This window comes from Faecalibacterium prausnitzii, assembly GCF_003324185.1.
In the GTDB taxonomy this organism is placed as follows: Bacteria; Bacillota; Clostridia; order Oscillospirales; family Ruminococcaceae; genus Faecalibacterium; species Faecalibacterium prausnitzii.
On sequence record NZ_PXUP01000001.1, the window covers coordinates 44,522 to 66,871 of the forward strand.

Below are 22,350 nucleotides of genomic sequence, written 5' to 3' on the forward strand. Positions count from 1 at the left end.
CTGCACCGAATGCCGTGCAGCAGCCCCTGTTATCATTATTAAGATTTTCTCTTATGCCAGCGCGGTGATGGCTGCCACAGCCAGCACGATGACACCCAGCACGATGCGGTAGATGCCGAAGAACTTGAAGTCGTGGCGCTTGACGTAATCCATCAGGAAGCGGATAGCTGCAAGGCTGACGGCAAAGGCCACAACACAGCCCACCAGCAGCACAGCGATCTCGGTGCCGGTAATGGCCGTACCGGAAAACGCGAACTTGACCACCTTGAGCAGAGATGCACCCGCCATGACCGGAATAGCCAGATAGAAGGTAAACTCCGCCACGCAGGCGCGGGAGAGCCCCAGCAGCAGACCGCCCACGATGGTAGCGCCGGAGCGGGAGGTGCCGGGGATGATGGCAAGGCACTGCCACACGCCGATGAGCAGCGCATCCCGGTAGCTGATCTGTTCCAGCTTTGTGACCCGGGGCGTGGTGCGGCGGTTCTCCACCACAAGGAAGAGCACGCCGTACAGGATCAGCATGGCGGCTACGGTGATGTAGTTATAGAAGTGTGCCTCCATCCAGTCGTCCAGCGGGCTGATGACCAGCACCGGCAGGGTGGCGGCTACCACCTTGAACCACAGGATCCACACGCTGGGCTTGGAGATGACCTTGCCCTGCCGCAGCCCGAAGGGCCACAGCTTATTCCAGAACAGCACCACCACGGCCAGAATGGCACCCAGCTGGATGACCACCCGGAACATGGACATGAATTCTTCACTGGCATTGAACTTGACGACCTGCTCCACAAGGATCATGTGACCGGTGGAGGAGATGGGCAGCCACTCGGTAATGCCCTCCACGATACCCATCAGGATCGCTTTGATGATCTCGAAAAACGTAATAAATCCCTCCTGCAGCACCCGGTTGGATGCGTAGTTTTTTCAAAAGCAGTTTCAGTATACCATACTATGAGCCCCTGTGCATACAGATTATAGAAATTTTCCCCCGGGCGCTGTATTTATCTGCCCCGGGAAATGTGCTATACTATAAAAATAAGAAGTCTGTCCGCTTTCTGCGCCCGACGCTGAAAGCACTGAGAACAACGAGGTGAACCTTCATGAACATACTGGTGATCGGCTGCGATCAGGTGGGTGCGGCGCTGATCCGCGATCTGGAGCGCATCGGCCATGATATCTCGGTGGTGGAAAAGGACCCTGAGCAGCTCAAGCGTCTGGATGCCTTTGACGATTATACCTTTCACGGCACTGCCCTTGTGGGCGACCCTACCGACCCGGACACCCTGCGCCGGGGCGGCGTGGAGAACTGCGACGCCGTGGCGGCGGTGACCGAGGAGGACTCGGTGAACCTGATGGCGGCGCAGCTGGCAAAGAACATCTTCCGCCGGGATAAGGTCATCTGCCGGGTATCCGACCCGCATCTGCAAATTTTATACCACAAGGCCTACGAGCTGGAGACCATCTGCCCCACCGTGCTGACTGAGCAGGCGGTGTTCCGGGCTCTTTCCAAGTAAAACAGCCTGTTTTCACTTTACAAGCCGTAGAATGAGGTAACGATATGAAAGTTTGTATTGCCGGCGGCGGCCGGGTGGGCATGTATCTTGCCCAAAGCCTGCTGTCCCACCGCCATAAGGTGACCATCATCGAGCCGCAGGAGGCGCTGTGCCGCACCCTTGCGGATACGCTGGATATCCCGGTCATCTGCGGCGACTCTCTGAGCTTTGACACCCTGCGCACCGCCGATGTGGCCAGCTGCGACGCCTTTGTGGCGGTGACCAACACCGACGAGACCAATCTGGTGGCGTGCCAGATCGCCAAGCGGGAGTTCGGCGTGAATCGCACCGTGGCGCGCGCCTCCAACCCCAAAAACCGGGACATCCTGCACACGCTGGGCGTGGACACCGTGGTGTGCGGCACCGACAACCTGAGCCACATTCTGGAGCGGGAGATCGAGACCGACACCATCCGGCAGCTGCTTTCTCTGGGCGGCGGCACTGCCAGCCTGAATGAAATTTTGCTGCCGGAGGACTTTCAGTTTGCGGGCAAGGAGATCAAGGAGATCCCCATTCCCGGCGATGCCATTCTGGTCAGCATCACCCGGGATACCGAGTTCATCATCCCTCACGGCAGCACGGTGCTGCTGCCGTGGGACCGGCTGCTGTGCCTGACACAGGACGACACCCTGCATCTGCTGATGGATGCGTGGGGTCTTTCCTCCCACAAATGAGCGAGCAGGAGCTGCTGCACACCGCGCTGGTGCTGCCGCCCCGCGCCCGCCGGGTGCTCTGCGTCTGGGCAGCCGTGCCCGGGCTGCTCTGTGCGCCCTTTGCCTTCTGGCAGAGTGTGTGGGCGGGCGCAGTCTTTTGCGCTGTATGGGCGGCGCTGGTGGCGCTTGTCCGGGCGCGCTGCTGCAGCTTTGTCGCCGCCCTGACGGCAGACAGCGTCACGGTGCAGTCCGGAATAGCCATCCCTGTGCTGCACCGCATCCCGCGCCGGGCGGTCACCGGGGTGCAGCTGCTGCGCACCCCACTGCTGTGGGCGGCAGGGTGCACTGTGCTCCTTGTGCGCAGCCCGGGGCTGCAATTGGTGCTGCCCGGCATCCCCGCCGCACAGGCCACCGCGCTGGCGGCGGTACTGATGGAGGGCAACGTATGAACCGGGAAAAGCACTTCCACCCGCTGGCGGCACTGCATCTGCTGCGCAAGACCCTGCTGGTGTACCTTCTGCCGCTGGTACAGGTGCTTTTTGACCGCAACTGGGACGCTTTGCGTGCGGCGCTGCGGCAGGAGCTTGTATTGCTCTTCTTTATCAGCGCCGTGTGCTGGGCGGTGTACTATGGCGGCCGCTGGCAGGTGGATGCCAAGGGCACGGTGCACGTCAGCTGGCGGCTGGGAGTGCGGCTGGACCGCGCCCTGCGCGCCGAGGGGCTGGCGGCGCTGATGCTGGAGCAGCCCCTGCTCTACCGCTTGACCGGTGCCTGCCGGGTGGTGCTGTACCCTGTGGGGCAGACCAAGACCATTACTTTGTATCTTACCCGGCAGCAGGCCGAGGAGCTTGCCGATGTGCTGCTGCCGGTGACAGACCCGCTGTGGCACGCGCCCAAGGGCGGCGAAAAGCTGGCCTTTACGGTGCTGGGTGCCAATGGCCTGTCTACCCTGATTTTATGGTGGCTGGCCATCCACCAGACCCAAAGCTACGCCCCGGACGCCCAGACCGCTGCCCTTGCGCAACTGGGACAGCTGGCGGCGTTTGCCGCCCGCTGGCTGCCGCTGGGCACGGCGTGGCTGCTGGTACTGGCGGGCACCCTGTTCTTCATCAGTCTGGTGCGCAGCGCTTTGCAGGCGGTGCATTACACCGTCTGGCGCACCGACACCCAGCTGGGCAGTCGGGGCGGGCTTGTACGCCGGTACGAGATGCGGCTGCGGCTCAGCCAGCTGAACTACGCCGACCTGCGCCGCTCCCCCGCCACATGGGCGCTGCATTACTGCCCGGTATTTGTCTCGGCAGGGGCGTGCCGCCCGGAGCTGCCCTTGTTCGTCTGGCGGGAGGGCACCCCGCTGCTGCGGGAACTGCTGCCCGAGATGGCGCAGCTGCCTCCGGATACCCGCACCGACACCACTGACCGCAGCATGGTATTTTTTCTGCCGGCGGGCATCCCGCTGGCGCTCTGCCTGCTGCTGACGGCGGTATCCCGCACCACTCTGCCTGCCCTTACCCTGCCGCTGCTCATCCCCACCGGGGTATTTGCCGCCCTGCTGGGCGCTGCCGCCGTGGGCTGGCACCGAGAGGGCGTATGGCAGCAGCAGGGACAGCTGCTGCTCTGTCGGCAGCACCAGTTCCATCTGCACCAGCTGTGCGTGTTCCACCCGGACACCGGCTTTACCGCGTTGCAATCCCCTTGGGCGGTGACGGTACAGCGTGCCAACCTGACCCTTGTATTTCCCGGCAAAGAAAAGGTCACCGTGCGCAGCGTGCCGCTGGCGGCTCTTGATTTTCTGGAGATATAGAAGTATACTTGCGATGCCCCGCTGAACCTACGGTCGGCGGGGCATTTTTTGTATCACAGACCAACGGAGACTATTTTATGATAAAGACTGTATTATTTGATCTGGACGGCACCCTGCTGAACACCATCGACGACCTTGCCGATGCCGGCAACTGGGTGTGCGCACAAAACGGCTGGCCCACCTTTACGGTGGCACAGTTCAAGCTGATGGTGGGCAACGGCATCCCCAAGCTGGTGGAGCGATTCTCTCCCGCCGAAGCCCGCACCCCGGCGCAGCTGGCGGCGACGCTGGCGCAGTTCACCGCCCGGTACGACGCCCACAAGGAGGACAAGACCGCGCCCTACCCCGGCATTCCGGCACTGCTGGACGCACTGAAGGCCGAGGGCATCCAGTGCGCGGTATTCTCCAACAAAGCCGATGCCCTGTGCGGCGGCATCATTGCCCACTACTTTGGCACCGGCCGCTTTGACGCCGTGCGGGGCAACCGCCCGGGCGTGCCTACCAAGCCCGACCCCACCGGGCTGTACGCCCTGATGACCGAGCTGGGCGCAGACCCCGCCGCTACCCTTTTTGTGGGCGACAGTGACGTGGACATCCTCACCGGGCACAACGCCCACCTGCCCGCCATGGGCGCGCTGTGGGGCTTCCGCGGTCGCGCCGAGCTGACCGCCGCCGGTGCGGATGCACTGGCAGAGGTGCCGGAGGATATCCTGCGGTATGTGCAGGAGCAGAATAAATAAATAAAAACACGGGAAGGTCTGCGGATCTTCCCGTGTTTTTGCGTATTTTTGCGGCTCAGGATGCCGATTCCAGCGGGTCTACCACCACAGGGCAGGTCTCGTACAACTCGATGGGGTCCAAGTCCACACAGCTGCCCGGGTCCCGGTCACCGGTCACATCCCATGCTGCGGTATCGTTCAGGACGGTCAGGCGGCTTTTGAAAAAAGCTTCATCCTGCAAGGGCGCAAAGACCCCGCCCAGTGCAAGCAGCGGCTTTGCGTCATACAGACGCACAGAGCCATCGTTGAAATAGAGGTACACCGTAAAGTCCTCGCCCGCAACAGCCTGCAAGACCTTGGGGAACAACGTATCCATAGAGATGCCTCCTTTTTTTAGATCAGCGGTGCAATGTGATTGAGCGGTGCAGCAGTTCTGGCCAGTTCCCAGTTCTGCATCAGCTCATCCTTATGCAGCTCGCACCATGCAAGGATCAGCTTTAGCTGCCGCCCCGGCAATGCACCACGGATCACACAGGAATTTTGAATATCGATCAATGCCTTGAATCCGCCGTATTCGGCGTGAAAATGCGGCGGATTATGGTCACTGTAAAACATTGTGACCCGTATCCCGCAAAACAAACTGATCTCCGGCATAACACATCCCACCTTTTCAACGTAAGTATATCTTATTTTTTGAAAAAAGTCTATCCTGTATTATGTAGCCAGGCTTCCCATCCGGGACAAAGTAAAAACGCCCTTGCGCATTGCGCAAAGGCGTTTTTATGACCCGTACGGGAATCGAACCCATGTTACAGCCGTGAAAGGGCCGTGTCTTAACCGCTTGACCAACGGGCCTTACAAATACAGAGCTTCGCTAAAACCTCCGACTTTCATCGTCCACTACTGCGGACGACCGTCCCCCTTATCTTAGCGAAACTCTGTAACGTGGTAGCGGTAACTGGATTTGAACCGGTGACACTTCGGGTATGAACCGAATGCTCTAGCCAACTGAGCTATACCGCCACATATTTAACTTGCACTCGAACGGTGCTTTATTATTATATCCATAGATGCCCCTTTTGTCAACACATATTTTCAAAAAATTTTGCAGTTTTTTGATATTCTTAATTTATTTACATAGGTGCGTTGAAATACGGGTTTTCTCGCCGCTTTTGCGGGTAAAAAGCCCTCTCAGGCGCTCCCGCGCCAGATTCCCCCTTTTGTCACCTACGGTGACATCTTCCCCCGGAGCGGGGGAAGTCTTTCCTCAAAGGGAGAGCCAAGGTCTAAGGCTCGTTGCTAAAGTATCAGGTGTAAAGAGAAAGTTTCCGGCAGTGCTCTTGCCTCTCCCTTTGGGAGAGGTGTCACCGCAGGTGGCGGAGAGGGCGCACGCCGTTAGCACTGTCGCTAAAGTATCAGGTGCAATGAGAAAGCTTCCGGCAGTGCTCTTGGCTGAAAGGGTGCTCCCGCTTCCCATGCAAAAAGCACCGCTTCCCTGTGCGGAAAGCGGTGCTTTTTTCAACCTTTTTCTGCCCGGTTGTGGAAAACCCGGTGCAGTTTTAGTTCTTCTTATTGGTGGGGACCATGACCTTCAGGCCGCCCATGTACGGCTGCAGCACTTCGGGAATGGTCACGCTGCCGTCGGCCTGCAGATGATTCTCCAGGAAGGCGATCAGCATACGCGGAGGTGCCACGCAGGTGTTGTTCAGAGTGTGAGCCAGATAGGTCTTGCCGTCCTTGCCCTTGATGCGGATGTGCAGACGGCGTGCCTGTGCGTCACCCAGATTGGAGCAGGAGCAGACCTCGAAGTACTTCTGCTGGCGGGGGCTCCAAGCCTCGATATCGCAGCTCTTGACCTTCAGGTCAGCCAGATCGCCGGAGCAGCAGTTCAGCTGGCGCACGGGGATCTCCATGCTGCGGAACAGCTCCACAGACATCTGCCACAGCTTCTCGTACCAGTCGGCGCTCTCCTCGGGGCGGCAGACCACGATCATCTCCTGCTTCTCGAACTGGTGGATGCGGTAGATGCCGCGCTCCTCGATGCCGTGTGCGCCCTTCTCCTTGCGGAAGCAGGGGCTGTAAGAGGTCAGGGTCAGAGGCATCTTGCTCTCGTCCAGCGTCTGGTCGATGAAGCGGCCGATCATGGTGTGCTCGCTGGTGCCGATCAGGTACAGATCCTCACCCTCGATCTTGTACATCATGGCGTCCATCTCGGGGAAGGACATGACGCCCTGCACCACGTTGCCGTGCATCATGAAGGGCGGGATGACGTAGGTGAAGCCCTTGTTGATCATAAAGTCGCGGGCGTAAGCCAGCACAGCCTCGTGCAGGCGTGCGATGTTGCCCAGCAGGTAGTAGAAGCCGTTACCGGCCACGCGGCCTGCGGCGTCCATATCGATGCCGTCAAAGCTCTCCATGATCTCGGTGTGGTACGGGATGGGGAAATCCGGCACGACAGGCTCGCCGAAGCGCTGGGCTTCCACGTTATAGGTATCGTCCGGGCCGATGGGCACGCTGGGGTCGATCATCTGGGGAATGGAGTACATGATCTCCTGAATGCGGGCGGACAGTGCCTCCTCTTCCTTCTCCAGCTCTGCCATCTTGTCGGCGTCCGCCTTGACGGCGGCGTTGTTGGCGTCGATCTGTGCCTGCAGCTCAGCCTTCTGTGCCTCGTCGGTGCACTTCTTCAGCTGACCGAACAGCGGGCCGTTGGCCTTGCTCAGCTTGTTGCGGGCGGCCTTCAGGGCCTCCACTTCCTTCAGGGCTGCACGGTACTTGGCATCCTTTTCGATGACCTCGTCCACCAGCGGCAGCTTTGCATCCTGAAACTTCTTTTTGATGTTTTCCTTAACGGCGTCCGGGTTCTCGCGGACAAATTTGATATCCAGCATGATTGACTCTCCTTAACTCTATTGGGCTTGCAGCGGTGCACTTGCGGCTTTCCGCTGCCGTTCAAAGGCGGCAGTTCCCGCCTTGGATCGCATGATTATTCGGTTTCCATCTGGTACTGTCCCAGCAGGTTTGCAAAGGCGCGCAGCTGCTCGTCGGAGTAAAAATGCACCGTCAGCTTGCCCTTACCGCCGTGGTAGGCCACGTTCACCTCGCTGCCCAGCACCTGTTTCAGGCTCTCTTCCACCTCCACCGGCAAAGTGCCGCGGGGTGCGGGTTCGCGGGGCTCCTTGGCGGGCTTTGCCATCTTTTTGCAAAGCGCCTCGGCCTGCCGGACGTTCAGCTGGTTGTCCGCGATGATCTGCGCGGCTTCGGCCTGCAATTCCGGTGTAGGCAGACCCAGCACCACCTTGGCGTGGCCGGTATTGATAAAACCGCTCTTCAGCAGCTCCAGCACCGTTTCCGGTAAGTTGAGCAGACGCAGGCTGTTTGCCAGCGCGCTGCGGCTCTTGCCCAGCTTGCGGGCGGCCTGCTCCTGTGTCAGGTCGCAGCGGGTCATCAGCTCCCGGATGCCGGCAGCTTCTTCCACCGGGTCCAGATCCTCGCGCTGCAGGTTCTCTACCAGCGCCAGCTCCATGGCCTGCTCATCGGACACATCCTTGATGACCACCGGCACCTCCGTAAGACCCGCCATGCGGGAGGCGCGCCAGCGGCGCTCGCCTGCCACGATGCTGTAACCGCCCATGGGTCTTGGCCGCACCGCGATGGGCTGCAGCAAGCCGTGCTCGGCGATGCTGGCAGCCAGCTCACTGAGGGTCTCCTGCTCAAAGGTCTTGCGGGGCTGGTCGGGGTCCGGCTCGATCTCGCGCAGCGGCAACGTTTCCACCGCTGCGTGCTCTGACTCAAAGACCGGTGCTGCGTCCTCAAACAGACTGTCCAGCCCGCGTCCGAGCCCTCCTTTTCCTCTTGCCATTGTTTACCTTGTTCCCCCTGTTTTAATCTTCCAGAGCATTTTTCGCCGGCTCTGCGGCGGGTGCAGCCTTTGCGCGGGACTTTTTAGGTTCCTGCGGGCGGTTGTGCTTGACGAATTCGATGGCCAAGTCCATATAGGCTTCGCTGCCCTTGCCCTTCGGCTCGTAGAAATTGATGGGCTGGCCGTAGCTGGGCGCTTCCGAAATGCGGATGGAGCGCGGGATGGTGGTCTTGTACACCTTGGAGCCGAAGTACTTCTGCACCTGCTCCACCACCTGCACGGTCAGGTTGTACCGCAGCGAGAACATGGTGAACACCACACCCTCGATATCCAGATACGGATTATACTTTTTGCGGATGGTCTTGAGGGTGCTGATGAGCTCCGACAATCCTTCCAGCGCATAGTACTCGCACTGCACCGGGATGAGCACACTGTCGCAGGCGCTCAGGCCGTTGAGGGTGAGCAGATCCAGACTGGGCGGGCAGTCGATAAAGATGAAGTCGTAATCTTTCTGCACCTCAGCCAGCGCCTTGCGCAGACGCCCCTCACGGCCGGGCAGGTCGATCATTTCCAGACTGGCACCGGCCAGACGGGTGTTGGAGCCGATGACATCGGTGCGGTACTCGGTGTGCCGGATGGCCTGTGCCGCCGTTGCACGACCGATGAGCACCTCATAGGTGCCCGCCTCCACGCTGCGCTTTGGGATGCCATAGCCGGTGGTGGTGTTGCCCTGCGGGTCAAGGTCTACGATAAGCACCTTTTTGCCCAGTGCCGCTACGCAGGACGAAAGGTTGACGGCGGTGGTGGTTTTGCCCACTCCGCCCTTCTGGTTTGCGATCGCTACAATTTTTGCCACGCGCTTTTCTTCCTCCCGGGGAAAGATTTGTTCCACGTGGAACACGCAGTCGTGCCCGCCGGTTTCCCCGTCCGGCAGACACCTTGGCTTCTAGTATAACACATCCAAATTGTTTTTTGAACCATCTGGAGCGTTTTTCAGCTGGATTTTTAACTTTTGGGGGTGGGAAAGTGGAAATTACCCCTTCCGTCATCGCCTACGGCGATGCCACCCGCTCCCCACTCTGTCGCTAACGCGACATCTCTCCCCGGCCGGGGAGAGTCTGTCCAAGGGGACGGCTTTTGGTGGTGGCGATAAGGTTTCCGGCATAGCGCAAAGGCGTCCCCTTGGGGGAGCTGGCGCGTAGCGCCTGAGGGGGTATCTGCCGAAACTCCCCCAGTCTGCTGCGCAGACAGCCCCCTCTGAGATGGGGCCTTTGGCATGGCGGGAGAGTTTCTGGCTGAAGTGCAAAGCTTCCGGGAGCGCCAGAGGCTCCCTCTCCGAGGGAGCTGGCAAAACCGTCAGGTTTTGACTGAGGGAGTTCGTTCCCTCCCCTGTTCCACATGGAACAATTCACTTCTCCGCAGCGGCGGTGGGGATGCGGACGGTGTACTCGATGTAGCCGTCCTTCTCTTCCCGGTGGGCGGTGGCGGGCACGCCGTTGTCGGTCATCAGCCGGATGGCGTGGTCGATGGTATTGACAAAGATGCGCACGTCCCGCACCATGGAGATGCGGTGCCCGGCCTTGGGCGGGCTGTTCAGCAGCTGCTCGATGTAGCTGTCGGTTTGGCGGGCGTTCAGGCGGCGCTTGGCAATGGTGATCAGCGCTTCGCTGCGGCGGTTCTCCGGCAGGCGCAGCACCGCGCGGGCGTGGCGCTCGGTGAGGTTATTGTCCAGCACGAACTGCCGCTGGTCTGCCGTCAGTTGCAACAGCCGCAGCTTGTTGGCAAAGGTGGGCTGCGCCATACCCAAACGCTTGGCGGCTTCGGCTTGGGTGCAGTCCCACAGCACCATCACATCCCGCAGCCCCTGCGCCTGCTCAAAGGGGTTCAGGTCGGCGCGCTGGATGTTTTCCAGCAGACCCAGCGCAGCGGTGCGGTCGTCGGCGTAGCTGCACAGGATGGCGGGGATGGTGGTCATCTTTGCCAGCTGACAGGCGCGCAGCCGCCGCTCCCCTGCCACCAGCTCGTAGCCCTCTGCCGCCTTGCGCACCGTGACCGGCTGGAGCAGACCGTTTTCCCGGATGCTCTGCGCCAGCGCCGTCAGCTCCTGCTCGTCAAAGCTTTTCCGCGCCTGAAAGGGCGATGGGTGGATCTGGTCGATGGGCAGAGAGAGTAATTTCCCGGACGGTTTCTTGCGTTCAAACATGATGCTGCCCCTTTCCTGTGAAATAAACCTTCGGTTTTTCCACATTTCTCCGGGAAATCGTGGAAAACCTGTTCAGCTTCAGTGTAGCACACAAAGAAAGACCCCGCCAGAAATTTCGTTCGGCAGGGTCTTACAGGTTGCGTCAAATTATGCGTTATTTCAGCGGGCTTTTTGCAATTTTACCGCCGTTTCTGGGGTATGCTGTCGGAGTTTGCGAAATCTTTTTGCACAAAATCAGCGTGCGGGTGTCGCCGCCGGGCAGGTGCAAAGTGCGGGTCTCGCGGTACTCGCCGCCCAGCTTTTTGATGGCACCCCGGGCGGCGGTCAGCTCCTCTTCCCCGGAGGCACCCTTCATGGCAAGGAAGTTGCCGCCCACTTTTACCAGCGGCAGGCAGTATTCTGCCAGCATGGGCAGGGCTGCCACGGCGCGGGCAGAAGCAAGATCAAACTGCTCCCGCCACACCTTGCGGGCAGCTTCCTCGGCGCGCTCCTTGGCAAACTCTACCCCGGTCAGCCCCAGCTGGGCGCAGGCGTACTTCAAAAACTCCACCCGCTTGCCGGTGGGTTCCATCAGGGTCAGTTCCAGCTCCGGTTTGAAGATCTTGGTCACGATGCCCGGAAAGCCCGCCCCGGCACCCACGTCCACCATGCGCCCGGCTACCTCCGGCTGGCTGGCAAACAGCAGGCTGTCGAGGAAGTGTTTGTCCTCGATGCCCTCCGGGTCGGTGATGGCGGTCAGGTTGACCTTCTGGTTGTAGTCTACAAGGATCTGGGCAAAGGCGTCCAGCTGATCCAGCTGGGTGCCGGTAAGGGTGATGTTCCATGTGGAACATTTTGCTTCCAGACGCTGTTTGTCGATCATTGGTGTTGTCCTTTCTGTCAGGTGGTTGGGGTAGCACAATCGTTTATTTTATCGCAATTTCGTATTATTTTTGTTGTTTCCCTGCCAAGGCGATGCTCAGCTGCGCCACATCGGAGGGCGAAACGCCGGGGATGCGCCCTGCCTGCCCCAGATTGCGGGGACGGATGCGGGCAAGCTTTTCCCGGGCTTCCAGCGTCAGGCCGGTCAGAGCGGCGTACTCGAAATCCTCCGGGATGAGGGTCTTTTCGTGGCGTGCCACCTCCCGGATCATCCTGTCCTGCCGGGCGATGTAACCGGCGTACTTGATCTCGGTTTCCAGCCGCTCCGCCAGCATGGGGGTGATTTCCTCTCCCCAGCCGATGATGCCCGCCACCAGCGGGTAGCTGATCTCGGGACGGCGCAGCAGCTCCTCGGCAATGCCGCCCTCGGCGGCGGGGGCAAGACCGGCGGCTTCCATGGCGGCGCGCAGGTCTGCGGTGCGCAGATGCGCTTCGTGCAGGCGGCGGCGCTCGGCTTCCAAAATGTTCTGGGTGTGCTGGTACTTTGCCCAGCGGTCATCCTGCACAAGGCCGTATTCCCTGCCGATGGGGGTCAGGCGCTGGTCGGCGTTGTCCTGCCGCAGGGTCAGCCGGTACTCGCTGCGGCTGGTCATCATGCGGTAGGGGTCCATGACGCCCTTGGTCACAAGGTCGTCCACCAGTGTGCCCAGATAGCTGGTGTGCCGGGGCAGCACCAGCTGCTCCTTGCCCAGCGCGTTGCGGGCGGCGTTCAGCCCCGCCAGCAGACCCTGCGCGGCGGCTTCCTCGTAGCCGGAGGTGCCGTTGAACTGCCCTGCCCCGTACAGACCCCGCACCACCTTGCTTTCCAGCGTGGCTTCCAGACTGGTGGGGTCTACGCAGTCGTACTCGATGGCATAGGCGGGGCGCATGATCTCCAGATGCTCAAAGCCTTTGATGCTGTGGTAGAAGGCGTTCTGCACGTCCTCCGGCAGGCTGCTGGATGCGCCCTGCAGATACATTTCCTCGGTGTTCTCGCCGCAGGGCTCTACAAAGAGCGGGTGGCGATCCTTGCCGGAGAAGCGCACCACCTTATCCTCAATGGAGGGGCAGTAGCGCGGGCCGACGCCCTCGATCATGCCACCGTACAGCGGGCTGCGCTGGATATTATCCAGAATGATCTTGTGGGTCTCCGGGTTCGTGTAGGCGATCCAACACTCCACCTTGTTGTGCATGGGTGCATCGGTCAGAAAACTGAAGGGCTGCAATTCGCTGTCCGGGTCGCCGGGCTGGCATTCCAGCTTGGAAAAATCAATGCTGCGGCGGTGCACCCGGGCAGGGGTGCCGGTCTTGAACCGGCGCAGCGGCAGACCGGCGGCTTTCAGGCTGTCGGTCAGGGCGTTGGCGGCGTGCATCCCGTCCGGGCCGGACGCATACCACGCATCGCCCACAAATATTTTGCCACCGAGGTTCGTACCGGTGGCAAGCACCACGCACTTGGCGGTGTACTCGCCGTGCAGCTGGGTGACAACGCCCTTCACATGACCGTCCTCGACTTCCAGCGCCACTACCTCGGCCTGATGGATGGCCAGACCCGGGGTCTGTTCCAGCGCGTGCTTCATGTATTCGTTGTAGCGGCGGCGGTCGGTCTGCACCCGCAGTGCGTGCACGGCGGGGCCTTTGCCCTTGTTCAGCATCCGGCTTTGCAGATAGGTGGCGTCTGCCGCCAGACCCATCACGCCGCCCAGCGCGTCCACCTCCCGCACCAGCGTGCCCTTGGCAGTGCCGCCGATGCTGGGGTTGCAGGGCATATTGCCGATGGCGTCCAGACTCATGGTAAAGACAGCCGTTTTTGCGCCCAGCACAGCAGCTGCGTGGGCGGCTTCGATGCCCGCATGGCCAGCGCCGATGACGATGACATCATAATCTCCTAAGTGGTTCATATACTTTCGGGTTTCCTCTAATCAATGATTTGAATTTATTTCCCCACACAGAACCGCTCGAACACCTGTTCAATGACGGCTTCCGAAGCGTTTTCGCCGGTCAGGTCGCAGAGGGCATCCAGTGCGTCATCCACGCAGACCGAGACGGCGTCCAGCCCAAAGCCACCGGCGGCGGCATCCAGTGCCCCGGCTGCGGCGTCCCGGGCGCGGAGGGCAGCGGAAAGCTGCCGCTGCCCGGACAGGCTGGCGGCGTGGGGGTCGATGCTGCCGGTGCCCAGCAGCCGCGCCACCGCAGCGGCGATGACCTTGCGGCTCCCCTCTTCCCGGCAGCAGACCGGCAGCACCATGGCAAAATACGGGGCGATGAGCTCTGCATCGAACCGGGTGGGCTTGTCCTCCTTGTTGACAAGGGCGATGGCGGGGCGACCGGCGCAGCGCTGTGCCAGCGCCAAGTCCTCCCGGCTGGGCGGCTCAGAGCCGTCAAAGACAGCTAAGATCAGTCCCGTTTCTTCCAGCTTTTTCCAGCTGCGGCGGATACCCTCTGCTTCAATAGCGTCCTCGGTCTCCCGCAGACCGGCGGTGTCGAAGAGGTTCAGCCGGATATCTCCCAGCTGCACCGCCTGCTCCACCACATCGCGGGTAGTGCCCGCTACCGGGGTGACGATGGCACGGTCGAAGCCTGCCAGCAGGTTCAGCAAGGTAGACTTGCCCGCGTTGGGGCGTCCCACGATGGCGCAGTCCACGCCCTCGCGCAGCACCGCACCGGCATCGTAGCTGCGGATCAGGCCGTCCAGCTCCTCCCGCACTGCGCCCAGCACGGTACGCAGGTGGGCGGGGTCCAGCTCCGGGACATCCTCCTCCGGGAAGTCCACCCAAGCGGCCAGATGCGCCTGCAGGGCGGTCAGCTGGGCTTTCTGGGCGTTGATCTTTTTCGCCAGCGCACCGCCCAGCGCGGCGTTTGCCAGCGCTGCCCCCTGCCGCCCGTCTGCCGAGATCAGATCCATGACCGCTTCGGCCTGGGTCAGACCCAGCTTGCCGTTCAGAAAGGCGCGGCGGGTGTACTCGCCGGGGGCGGCAGGCTGTGCACCCGCTGCAAGACAGGCTTCCACCAGCCGCCGCGCCACCGCGCTGCCGCCATGGCAGGAAAGCTCCACCACGTCCTCGCCGGTGTAGCTGTGGGGTGCGCGGAAAAACAGGGCAACGCCCTCGTCAAAGGCTTCTTCCCTGTCCACAAAATGCCCGAACAGCGCGGTGTAGCCTTTGGCCTCTTCCACTTTTTTTGCCGGGTTTGCCGGGTGGAACACCCGGGCCGCCACCTGATAGCTCTCCGCACCGGAGAGCCGCACCACGGCAATGCCGCCTGCACCCGGTGCTGTTGCAATTGCTGCAATGGTCGCTTCCTGCATGGTTTTTTCTGGCTTCCTTTCCGCGCACCCGTCCTTGCGGGTGTGCTATTCGTGCGCCCGGTACGGCAGAGCCGCCGCAGCGCACACTTTCTGATTTTACAGTTTATTTTACCACGTTTTTGCGCAAAAAGATACACCCGCCACGCGGTTTTTCCACATCTTCCAAAATGTTTGTGGAAAAAGAGATCGAAAATGGCGGGTACTTTCTCTTTGTACTTAATACTTTAGTGCTAAACTTTACGGCTTGAACCCTCTCCGTCATCGCCTACGGCGATGCCACCTCCCCCGAAAGGGGGAGGTTTTGCTCTACTTACCGCCAGATGGCGAAAAGCTCCCCCTTCGGGGGAGCTGCTGAGCGCAGCGAAGCGGAGAGGGTTTACCCCGCGAGAAACTCCCCCAGTCATCTCGCTTTGCTCGATGCCAGATTCCCCTTTTTGTCGCTGCGCGACATCTTCCCCCGCTCCGGGGGAAGTCATCTTCGGAGATGGGGCCTTTGGCATGGCGGCGAAGTTTTTGGCTAAAGTGCAAAACGTCCGGGCGCGCCAGAGGCTCCCTCCCAGAGGGAGCTGGCAAAACCGTCAGGTTTTGACTGAGGGAGTCAAGGGGCTGTTGCAAAAAGCAGCGTCCATATTTTTAACGGTAACATGCGATAATCTTTAAGAAATTTCACAAAAAACAAATTGAAAATTAGTTTAAACAGCGGTATACTGATGACAAGAAAGGCTTTCCATAGAAGGAGGAATCGACATGAAAAGAAAACTTTCTGCTGCACTGCTTACAATAGTACTGCTGTGTATGTGCTTCTGTGGCAGTGCATTTGCGGCTAAAAAACCGAGTATTGAAATTATAACAATGCAGGTCAACTGGGAAGATAATTATGTATGCGACCCGACAATTTATAGCCGCAATAATACGAACAAAACAATGAAATATGTTGATTTCTATGCAACTGCATACAATCGCGTCGGAGACCCTATTCCGGGCGTGGCGACAAAAAAATTAACAGTAGTTGGGCCAATAGAACCTTTTCGAGTGGCGAGAAATAATGGGGCACAGTTGTATATGGATCAGAATTTCTCAGATGATAGTCCGTTTAAATACTATACAGAGTCGGACTATGCCGTATCAATTGGAGAAGATGACGTTTTGACGAGGGTTTATTGTGATTCGTATGGGAATTTCTTTGTTATGCCAGATACAAACAACATTGACAGTTGTACATATCTGTCCGAAGATGAGGTTCAAAATGCAACATGTGACGGCGGATGCAGATTTGATAACGTAATGTGGACAAGCAATATTATCGACCACATTAATGTGGATTATGCGGTAGTTACTTATATGGATGGAAGTAGAGAAACTGTAAGAAATGCCGATAATGGCGCTCATCGGGGAATACGGTTGCAGAACCCGCCGTTTGTACAGCAGTTGGCACAGTACCAAGCAGTTTACAATTACAAGGATTATCTGAAACTGAACCCTGACCTTGCAGAGGTATTTGGGACAAATCAGAAAGCACTTTTTGAGCATTTTGTTACAAATGGCATGAAAGAGGGGCGGCAGGGAAATTATCAGTTCAACCTGGCTGCCTATAAGACAAATAACCCGGATCTTGTAGCAGCGTTTGGCAATAGTAATGTGAAATACTACGAACATTATATTTCTAACGGAAAGGCAGAAGGCAGAATTGCAAGCTAAGGCAATACCGCACAATGGCAATATAACCACAGAAGTGATATAATACAGATATGAACAAATAAATGAGTCTGTCGGCGCTGAGCGATGAGTTGTCGCAGGTGCTGACAAAGAAACGCGAATTTCTAGCAGAGATAGACCGCATCGTACCGTGCTGAACGCAGCGAAGCTGAGAGGGTTCAGCCCGCTGAAAACCTGTGCAGACTTTTCCCGCAGCGCTGCGCTTTCGCAGAAAGCGGCGCTGCAAATGCCGTTTTACTCCACGACCCTCTCCTGTGAAACCAAAAAAAGCGCCCCGCACTTCCGGTGGAAATGCGGGGCGCTTCATGGTTCTGTTTCGGGTTACAGCTTACAGCTCGATCTTGCCGAAGCTGAAATCTGCAAAGTCATCCACGCGCTCGGTGCGCTTGGGTGCTACGGGTGCTGCGCTCTCGGCGTCGCGGGGGGCGTAGGTGCGCTCCGGCACACTGGACGAACGCGGGCCGCGGGGTGCACCGCTGCGGTTGCCACGGTAGCCGCCATTGCTGCGGCGCTCACCGCGATAACCGCCGTTGCGGTTGCCGCCGGGACGACGGCCATTCCGGTTGCCGCCACGGCCACGGCGCTCGCCGTAGGTGTTCTCGGTCTGAGCATCCGGTGCGGTGGAGTAGATGACCACGCGGCGGTCACGGCCCTCGCCCTTGCTCTCGCTGCGCACACCCTCCATCTTGCTGATGGCAGAGTGGATGATGCGGCGCTCGTAGGGGTTCATGGGCTCCATGGCAAAGCTGCGGCCGGTCTTGCGCACCTTGGCGCCAATGCGCTGTGCCAGTGCGGTCAGGTCGCTCTCGCGCTTGTCGCGGTAGCCGGCAACGTCCAGACCCAGCTTGATGTAATCGCCCTCCAGACGGTTTGCCACAAGGCTTGCCAGATAGGACAGGCTCTCCATGGTCTCGCCACGGCGGCCGATGAGGGCGCCCAGCTTTTCACCGTCCAGACGGATGATGGTGGCTTCGCCCTTCTGCACGGCGCTGAAGGTCACATTCTCCACGCCCATCAGGGTGATGACCTCCCGCAGATAGTCCACAGCGGCCTTCACCTTGGCGTTCTCCTCGATGACGATGGGCTCTTCCACCTCTTCTGTCTCCTCGGCAGCTTCGGCGGGCTGCTGGGCAGCGGGGGTCTGCTCTGCGGCGGGAGCGGCAGGCTCTGCCACAGCAGCGGGAACTTCCTCTGCCACAGGAGCAGTCTCCTGCACGGGGGCGGCAGTCTCAACAGGCTGCTCTGCCACCGGCTCCACCGGCTTTGCGGGCGCAGCGGCAGGGGCATCCGGCAACTCTACGCTCACGCGCACCTTGGCGGGGGTGGTCTTTAAGCCCAGAAAACCGGTCTTCTGGGGCATTTCCAGCACTTCATAGCTGACATTCAGATCGTCGGCCTGCACGCCCAGCAGGGCGCAGGCTTTGGCGCGGGCTTCATCCACCGTCTTGCCGGTGGATTCCTGTGTACGGATCATAACCGTTTACCTCCCTTGTTACTGTTTATCCTGCTTGTTCAGCTCGCTCAGCGGCACGGTGCGCTCGTCCTTGTAGCGCTCGGCGTCCAACTGACGGGCATACTCCAGCCGGCGCTTGTTCATCTCGCTGGCGGAAAGGTTCTTTTCCACGCTCTTGCCGGTCTTGGGGTCGGTCACCGTGATGGTGGTGTTCTTCACACCGCGCTTTTCCTGCTTGCGTTTGGCGGCGATCTCCGCTTCCACTTCCTTGCGCATCTTCTCGGGGTCGTAGAACTTGCGCATGATCTGGGTCTGTGCGGTCATGACGATGTTGGAAATGACGTAGTACAGAGAGAATGCCAGAGGGAAGGTAAAGCAGAAGAACAGGTACATCAGCGGCATCATGTACATGGTCAGCTTCATGCTGCCCTGCATCTGCTGGCCGGAAGCCTTCATGCTGATGTGGGTGGACAGGAACATGGTGATGACCGACAGCAGCGGCAGCACGATATCCAGAGACAGACCGATCTGCGGGATGCGGGTCAGGTCGATGCCAAGGAAGTTCATGTGCTGGCCGAACTCGGTGATGGTAGCGATCTGCTCGACGCTGAAGCAGCCCAGCACGCCGCTGTTGCCTGCCAGTACCTCGGCGATGATGTTGGTATCGCGGGTGATGGCGGTAAAGGAGATGCCGGCGGCGGTCATAGCCTCGCCAGCGCTGGCCAGTGCAGCGGCGCTGATGTGGAAAATGCGCTCCAGCGGGTTATACACCACGCCGATAACACCGAACATGACAAGGAAATTCAGCAGCATGGGCACGCAGCCGGCCGTGGGCTTATAGCCAAAGTCCTGCTGCAGCTTCATCAGCTCAGCCTGCTGCTTTTCGGGCTTGTCCTTGTACTTGGTCTGGATCTCCGCGATCATGGGCTGGAACGCAGACATTTTTGCCATGCTCTTCTGCTGGCTGGTCTGCAGGGGGATCTTGACGAGGTTGATGAGCAGGGTGAAGAGGATGATGTCCCAGCCGTAGTTCGGCAGCAGCTTGTAGATCCACTCCATGACATAGCCGAGAGGACCGCTCAGGATGTAAAAGAAGTTCATACCTTTGTCCATTCTGCCCCGGCTGTGGCCCGGGACGCATTATTTTTTTATCGTAGGACACGCCGCCCACAGTGCAGCGCGTCACAAGAAGCGAAAACTTTATCCCCTATGCCGCTTTTCAAACAGCTTTGCGGGCTGCAGGTTGCGGGCGGGGCTTTGCCAGCGGCCGGGCGGCGGCACGGGGTCGTATCCCCACTTGCCCAGCGGATTGCACCGGGCAATGCGCCATGCGCCCAGCAGAATGCCCTTTACACAGCCGTGGGTCAGGATGGCCTGCATGGTGTAGTTGCTGCAGCTGGGCGAAAACCGGCAGCTGCGGCCGATCCATGGGCTGAGGGTGTGCTGGTAGATGCGGATGGGCACGCACAGCGCCCTGCGGCAGAGCATTTGCAGCCGGTTCACACGCGGGGCTCCGGCTTTTGTTTGCGAGCGGGGGGCACGGTGGCGGGCGGCTTTGCGTCCGGGCGCTTGGCCTTATCCGGCAGACCGGCCTGGGCAAACAGCTTTGCCACAACGCTGCTCAGCTGCCAGCTTTTCAGCTTGGGGGTCATGCCCCGGGCCACGAAGATCAGGTCGTAGCCGCCGATATTGTGATCCAGATGCTCGTCAATCGCGGCTTTCATCACGCGGCGGGCGCGGTTGCGCTGCACGGCGTGGCCTATTTTTTTGGTGGCGGTCAGGCCTACCCGGGTGTTGCGGCCCCGGGTCTTGAGCACATACAGCACAAGTGCCGGGTTCACATAGGACTTGCCGCGGGCGTACACACGGCCAAACTCGCTGTTGCGGCGGATCGGACGATAGCGCATAACGTCGGCACCTCCTTTCGTCCGGGTGCACATGGGTGCACTCTTTAGCCAGTATATCAAAAATTTTTGCAGTTTAAAAGCCCATCCGGGCATTTTTACGAAAAAACTTTTGACGGGTAAAAAAATAAGACCGCCAATGGGATATCAGCGGTCTTTTGTGCGCATATTCATTTCTGCGCCGGATCTCACCTGCAAGGTTTAAGATCAGACAGTCAGGCTCTTGCGGCCCTTTGCACGGCGAGCATTGATGACCTTACGGCCGTTCTTGGTGCTCATGCGGGTCAGAAAGCCATGAACTTCCTTGCGCTGACGCTTCTTGGGCTGAAAAGTTCTCTTCATGGTTGTATCCTCCGTAAAAACTTATCCCCGGTATGGGGTCTTGATCGGTCCCAGATTGGGGACAGGCTTGCAATTCAACAGTATATCGCATAGTATGACGTTCTGTCAAGCATTTTTTGCAGTTTTCTGCAAACTTTTTTCTGATTTTTCTGTTAAAAGCTTTTCAACTTTTTCACCATTTTGCTGTGGAAAACTTTTTTCTACCAGATATTGTGGTCTTTTTGGCGTGTTTCCACAAGGCTGCTGTACCATCTTATCTTATGTATTATAAATTACATTATAGTAATATAGACGCAGGGAGATTTTTGTGGTATACTAACGTGGTATCAGCAGCATTGTTGAAAACTTCGACCGATTCAATGGAGTGGATGTTTTATGGATTCTTTCAAGGACGTTTTAGAAGCGGCCCAGATGTACTGCAAGGCGCAGATGGCCGAGCCAACGTACAATCTCTATATCGACGGGTTGGAGCCCATCAGCTTTGAGGACTCCAGCCATATCACCCTGTCGGTGCGCAACGATTTTATCTGCAAGATCGTCACCGACCGGTACCTTGGCCTGCTCAAGGAGGCCTTCAAGTCCGTGCTGGGCTTTGATGTGGACATCACCCTTGTGGTGCCCAGCACCCCGCCCCACGAGGTAGTGCTGGCCCAGCAGTACGAGGCAAACCCCGCCTCCCCGCAGGGCAACTACGAATTCACCTTCGAAAACTTCATCAAGGGGCCGTCCAACCAGTTTGCGTTTGCTGCTGCGCAGGCTGTGGCGGCAAACCCCTCCGGGGCCTATAACCCCCTGTTCATCTACGGCGGCTCGGGCCTTGGCAAGACCCATCTGCTGACCGCCATTCAGACCGAGATCAAGCGCACCCACCCCGATTTCGTCATCATGTATGTCACCTGCGAGCAGTTCACCAACGAGCTGATCGCCGCCATCCGCGCCGGCAGCACCGAGGACTTCCGCATGAAGTACCGCGTGGCAGACCTTTTGCTGGTGGACGATATCCAGTTCATCGCAGGCAAGGAGTCCACACAGGAAGAGTTCTTCCACACCTTCAACTCCCTGCATGACGCCCACAAGCAGATCGTCATCGCTTCCGATCGTCCCGCCAAGGAGATCAAGAGCCTGGAAGAGCGTCTGCGCACCCGCTTTGAGTGGGGTCTGACCGCCGATGTGCAGCCGCCGGATTTTGAGACCCGCGTTGCCATCGTGAAGCGCAAGGCAGAGCTGCTGCATCTGGACCTGCCCGAGGACGTGGCAGAGTTCATTGCCAACCACCTGAAAAACAACATCCGCCAGCTGGAGGGCGCAGTGAAAAAGCTGAACGCCTATTATATGCTGGAGGGCATCCAGCCGGTGATCAGCGTGGCGCAGAACGCCATCAAGGATATCCTCAACGAGACCCAGCCGGTACCGGTGACCATCGAAAAGATCATCGGCGAGGTATCCCGCACCTTCAACGTGTCCCCTGCCGACATCCGGGGCACCAAGCGCAACGCCAATGTGGCTTCCGCCCGCCGCGTTGCCATCTATATCCTGCGGGAGGTCACCGGCATGAGCATGGAGGAGATCGGGCGGGAATTTTCCGGCCGTGACCACTCCACCATCGTCTACTCCCTCAAGACCATGGAACGGGACATGAAGAACGACCAGCATCTGCGGGAGACCGTGAGCGATATCATCAAGAACGTGAAGGCCTAAATCGGGGAAAACCGGGTAAAAGTCATACTCATTTCAGGGTATGACCCCAAAATATGGGGAGAAAACGGAACAAAAAGGGGAAAATACGCCTATATCTTGTGGCAAAAAGGCGAAGCTTTCCACACTTTCCACTTAGTTTTCAACATTTAACATCAGTTCTTCACATCGGCTGTGGAAAGAATCACCGTTCCCCACCTTTCAACATTTCCTTCACGAGCCTTCCACAACCCGGTGGAAAG

General features: G+C 59.0%; 23 protein-coding genes and 2 tRNA genes. 7 read left to right on the plus strand and 18 right to left on the minus strand.

What is annotated here, in order from left to right:
• Positions 1–51: 51 nt before the first annotated feature.
• Positions 52–903: an undecaprenyl-diphosphate phosphatase gene (locus C7J97_RS00200; protein ID WP_113991686.1), complete on the minus strand. Its 852-nt coding sequence runs from the start codon at positions 901–903 to the stop codon at positions 52–54.
• Between the two features lie 197 nt (positions 904–1,100).
• Here C7J97_RS00200 and C7J97_RS00205 point away from each other — a divergent pair, with 197 nt between their 5' ends.
• From C7J97_RS00205 to C7J97_RS00225, 5 genes are all read left to right on the plus strand, one after another.
• Positions 1,101–1,514, plus strand: coding sequence for a potassium channel family protein (locus C7J97_RS00205; protein ID WP_005924324.1), 414 nt, complete (start codon positions 1,101–1,103; stop codon positions 1,512–1,514).
• A 44-nt stretch (positions 1,515–1,558) separates the two neighbouring features.
• On the plus strand, positions 1,559–2,227 hold the full coding sequence (locus tag C7J97_RS00210; RefSeq protein ID WP_055186401.1) for a potassium channel family protein: 669 nt from the start codon (positions 1,559–1,561) through the stop codon (positions 2,225–2,227).
• Complete coding sequence (locus tag C7J97_RS00215; protein ID WP_113991687.1) at positions 2,224–2,655, plus strand: PH domain-containing protein; 432 nt, start codon at positions 2,224–2,226, stop codon at positions 2,653–2,655. The genes C7J97_RS00210 and C7J97_RS00215 overlap by 4 nt, the downstream gene beginning before the upstream one ends.
• Positions 2,652–4,007, plus strand: coding sequence for a YdbT family protein (locus tag C7J97_RS00220; RefSeq protein ID WP_113991688.1), 1,356 nt, complete (start codon positions 2,652–2,654; stop codon positions 4,005–4,007). Before C7J97_RS00215 ends, C7J97_RS00220 begins: the two co-directional genes overlap by 4 nt.
• A 77-nt stretch (positions 4,008–4,084) precedes the next feature.
• On the plus strand, positions 4,085–4,747 hold the full coding sequence (locus tag C7J97_RS00225) for an HAD family hydrolase (RefSeq protein WP_113991689.1): 663 nt from the start codon (positions 4,085–4,087) through the stop codon (positions 4,745–4,747).
• Positions 4,748–4,802: 55 nt separating this feature from the next.
• Here the strand turns inward: C7J97_RS00225 and C7J97_RS00230 are convergent, their stop codons facing one another.
• From C7J97_RS00230 to mnmE, 11 genes are all read right to left on the minus strand, one after another.
• Positions 4,803–5,102: a DUF2442 domain-containing protein gene (locus tag C7J97_RS00230; protein ID WP_055186397.1), complete on the minus strand. Its 300-nt coding sequence runs from the start codon at positions 5,100–5,102 to the stop codon at positions 4,803–4,805.
• Positions 5,103–5,119: 17 nt separating this feature from the next.
• Positions 5,120–5,380 carry a DUF4160 domain-containing protein gene (locus C7J97_RS00235; RefSeq protein ID WP_055186396.1) on the minus strand — a complete coding sequence of 87 codons (261 nt, stop codon included), beginning with the start codon at positions 5,378–5,380 and terminating at the stop codon, positions 5,120–5,122.
• 129 nt (positions 5,381–5,509) lie between these two features.
• Positions 5,510–5,581: transfer RNA gene (locus tag C7J97_RS00240), tRNA-Glu, on the minus strand.
• Between the two features lie 91 nt (positions 5,582–5,672).
• A tRNA-Met gene (locus tag C7J97_RS00245) sits at positions 5,673–5,749 on the minus strand.
• A gap of 536 nt (positions 5,750–6,285) precedes the next feature.
• Complete coding sequence (gene serS / locus C7J97_RS00250) at positions 6,286–7,617, minus strand: serine--tRNA ligase (RefSeq protein WP_113991690.1); 1,332 nt, start codon at positions 7,615–7,617, stop codon at positions 6,286–6,288.
• Between the two features lie 95 nt (positions 7,618–7,712).
• Entirely contained in the window at positions 7,713–8,588 is an 876-nt protein-coding gene (locus tag C7J97_RS00255) for a ParB/RepB/Spo0J family partition protein (RefSeq protein WP_005924304.1), read from the minus strand.
• Between the two features lie 22 nt (positions 8,589–8,610).
• The gene (locus C7J97_RS00260; protein WP_170126605.1) at positions 8,611–9,444 is read right to left on the minus strand and encodes a ParA family protein; all 834 of its coding nucleotides are present in this window, start codon (positions 9,442–9,444) and stop codon (positions 8,611–8,613) included.
• Between the two features lie 552 nt (positions 9,445–9,996).
• Positions 9,997–10,791, minus strand: a complete 795-nt coding sequence (locus tag C7J97_RS00265) for a ParB/RepB/Spo0J family partition protein (RefSeq protein ID WP_113991691.1) — start codon at positions 10,789–10,791, stop codon at positions 9,997–9,999.
• 154 nt (positions 10,792–10,945) lie between these two features.
• Positions 10,946–11,653 (minus strand): 16S rRNA (guanine(527)-N(7))-methyltransferase RsmG, encoded by a 708-nt coding sequence (gene rsmG, locus C7J97_RS00270; RefSeq protein ID WP_113991692.1) that lies wholly within the window; start codon positions 11,651–11,653, stop codon positions 10,946–10,948.
• Between the two features lie 64 nt (positions 11,654–11,717).
• Positions 11,718–13,592: a tRNA uridine-5-carboxymethylaminomethyl(34) synthesis enzyme MnmG gene (gene mnmG / locus C7J97_RS00275; protein ID WP_113991693.1), complete on the minus strand. Its 1,875-nt coding sequence runs from the start codon at positions 13,590–13,592 to the stop codon at positions 11,718–11,720.
• A gap of 35 nt (positions 13,593–13,627) precedes the next feature.
• On the minus strand, positions 13,628–14,998 hold the full coding sequence (gene mnmE, locus C7J97_RS00280) for a tRNA uridine-5-carboxymethylaminomethyl(34) synthesis GTPase MnmE (RefSeq protein ID WP_113991694.1): 1,371 nt from the start codon (positions 14,996–14,998) through the stop codon (positions 13,628–13,630).
• A 747-nt stretch (positions 14,999–15,745) separates the two neighbouring features.
• On the opposite strand from mnmE, the gene C7J97_RS00285 reads away from it, so the two are divergent.
• Positions 15,746–16,696: a hypothetical protein gene (locus C7J97_RS00285; RefSeq protein WP_097778938.1), complete on the plus strand. Its 951-nt coding sequence runs from the start codon at positions 15,746–15,748 to the stop codon at positions 16,694–16,696.
• Between the two features lie 346 nt (positions 16,697–17,042).
• On the opposite strand, the gene jag is transcribed toward C7J97_RS00285, so the two are convergent.
• From jag to C7J97_RS14925, 6 genes are all read right to left on the minus strand, one after another.
• A complete protein-coding gene (gene jag / locus C7J97_RS00290) occupies positions 17,043–18,188 on the minus strand; it encodes an RNA-binding cell elongation regulator Jag/EloR (protein ID WP_113991695.1) in 1,146 nt (381 codons plus the stop codon).
• An 18-nt stretch (positions 18,189–18,206) separates the two neighbouring features.
• Positions 18,207–19,268, minus strand: coding sequence for a YidC/Oxa1 family membrane protein insertase (locus tag C7J97_RS00295; protein WP_242983395.1), 1,062 nt, complete (start codon positions 19,266–19,268; stop codon positions 18,207–18,209).
• A 99-nt stretch (positions 19,269–19,367) separates the two neighbouring features.
• Positions 19,368–19,670 (minus strand): membrane protein insertion efficiency factor YidD, encoded by a 303-nt coding sequence (gene yidD / locus C7J97_RS00300; protein WP_242983396.1) that lies wholly within the window; start codon positions 19,668–19,670, stop codon positions 19,368–19,370.
• Positions 19,667–20,074, minus strand: coding sequence for a ribonuclease P protein component (gene rnpA / locus C7J97_RS00305; protein WP_097785147.1), 408 nt, complete (start codon positions 20,072–20,074; stop codon positions 19,667–19,669). Before rnpA ends, yidD begins: the two co-directional genes overlap by 4 nt.
• 204 nt (positions 20,075–20,278) lie before the next feature.
• Positions 20,279–20,413, minus strand: a complete 135-nt coding sequence (gene rpmH, locus C7J97_RS00310; RefSeq protein WP_005924258.1) for a 50S ribosomal protein L34 — start codon at positions 20,411–20,413, stop codon at positions 20,279–20,281.
• A gap of 105 nt (positions 20,414–20,518) precedes the next feature.
• Positions 20,519–20,665, minus strand: a complete 147-nt coding sequence (locus tag C7J97_RS14925) for a hypothetical protein (RefSeq protein ID WP_170126606.1) — start codon at positions 20,663–20,665, stop codon at positions 20,519–20,521.
• Between the two features lie 123 nt (positions 20,666–20,788).
• On the opposite strand from C7J97_RS14925, the gene dnaA reads away from it, so the two are divergent.
• Positions 20,789–22,111 carry a chromosomal replication initiator protein DnaA gene (gene dnaA, locus C7J97_RS00315; protein ID WP_005924255.1) on the plus strand — a complete coding sequence of 441 codons (1,323 nt, stop codon included), beginning with the start codon at positions 20,789–20,791 and terminating at the stop codon, positions 22,109–22,111.
• Positions 22,112–22,350 lie beyond the last annotated feature (239 nt).

Coding starts and splice junctions, on each gene's coding strand:
- C7J97_RS00205 (WP_005924324.1), top strand. CDS start 1,101: ATGAACATACTGGTGATCGGCTGCGATCAGGTGGGTGCGGCGCTGATC.
- C7J97_RS00210 (WP_055186401.1), top strand. CDS start 1,559: ATGAAAGTTTGTATTGCCGGCGGCGGCCGGGTGGGCATGTATCTTGCC.
- C7J97_RS00215 (WP_113991687.1), top strand. CDS start 2,224: ATGAGCGAGCAGGAGCTGCTGCACACCGCGCTGGTGCTGCCGCCCCGC.
- C7J97_RS00220 (WP_113991688.1), top strand. CDS start 2,652: ATGAACCGGGAAAAGCACTTCCACCCGCTGGCGGCACTGCATCTGCTG.
- C7J97_RS00225 (WP_113991689.1), top strand. CDS start 4,085: ATGATAAAGACTGTATTATTTGATCTGGACGGCACCCTGCTGAACACC.
- C7J97_RS00230 (WP_055186397.1), bottom strand. CDS start 5,102: ATGGATACGTTGTTCCCCAAGGTCTTGCAGGCTGTTGCGGGCGAGGAC.
- C7J97_RS00235 (WP_055186396.1), bottom strand. CDS start 5,380: ATGCCGGAGATCAGTTTGTTTTGCGGGATACGGGTCACAATGTTTTAC.
- serS (WP_113991690.1), bottom strand. CDS start 7,617: ATGCTGGATATCAAATTTGTCCGCGAGAACCCGGACGCCGTTAAGGAA.
- C7J97_RS00255 (WP_005924304.1), bottom strand. CDS start 8,588: ATGGCAAGAGGAAAAGGAGGGCTCGGACGCGGGCTGGACAGTCTGTTT.
- C7J97_RS00265 (WP_113991691.1), bottom strand. CDS start 10,791: ATGTTTGAACGCAAGAAACCGTCCGGGAAATTACTCTCTCTGCCCATC.
- rsmG (WP_113991692.1), bottom strand. CDS start 11,653: ATGATCGACAAACAGCGTCTGGAAGCAAAATGTTCCACATGGAACATC.
- mnmG (WP_113991693.1), bottom strand. CDS start 13,592: ATGAACCACTTAGGAGATTATGATGTCATCGTCATCGGCGCTGGCCAT.
- mnmE (WP_113991694.1), bottom strand. CDS start 14,998: ATGCAGGAAGCGACCATTGCAGCAATTGCAACAGCACCGGGTGCAGGC.
- C7J97_RS00285 (WP_097778938.1), top strand. CDS start 15,746: ATGAAAAGAAAACTTTCTGCTGCACTGCTTACAATAGTACTGCTGTGT.
- jag (WP_113991695.1), bottom strand. CDS start 18,188: ATGATCCGTACACAGGAATCCACCGGCAAGACGGTGGATGAAGCCCGC.
- C7J97_RS00295 (WP_242983395.1), bottom strand. CDS start 19,268: ATGAACTTCTTTTACATCCTGAGCGGTCCTCTCGGCTATGTCATGGAG.
- rnpA (WP_097785147.1), bottom strand. CDS start 20,074: ATGCGCTATCGTCCGATCCGCCGCAACAGCGAGTTTGGCCGTGTGTAC.
- rpmH (WP_005924258.1), bottom strand. CDS start 20,413: ATGAAGAGAACTTTTCAGCCCAAGAAGCGTCAGCGCAAGGAAGTTCAT.
- C7J97_RS14925 (WP_170126606.1), bottom strand. CDS start 20,665: ATGGTACAGCAGCCTTGTGGAAACACGCCAAAAAGACCACAATATCTG.
- dnaA (WP_005924255.1), top strand. CDS start 20,789: ATGGATTCTTTCAAGGACGTTTTAGAAGCGGCCCAGATGTACTGCAAG.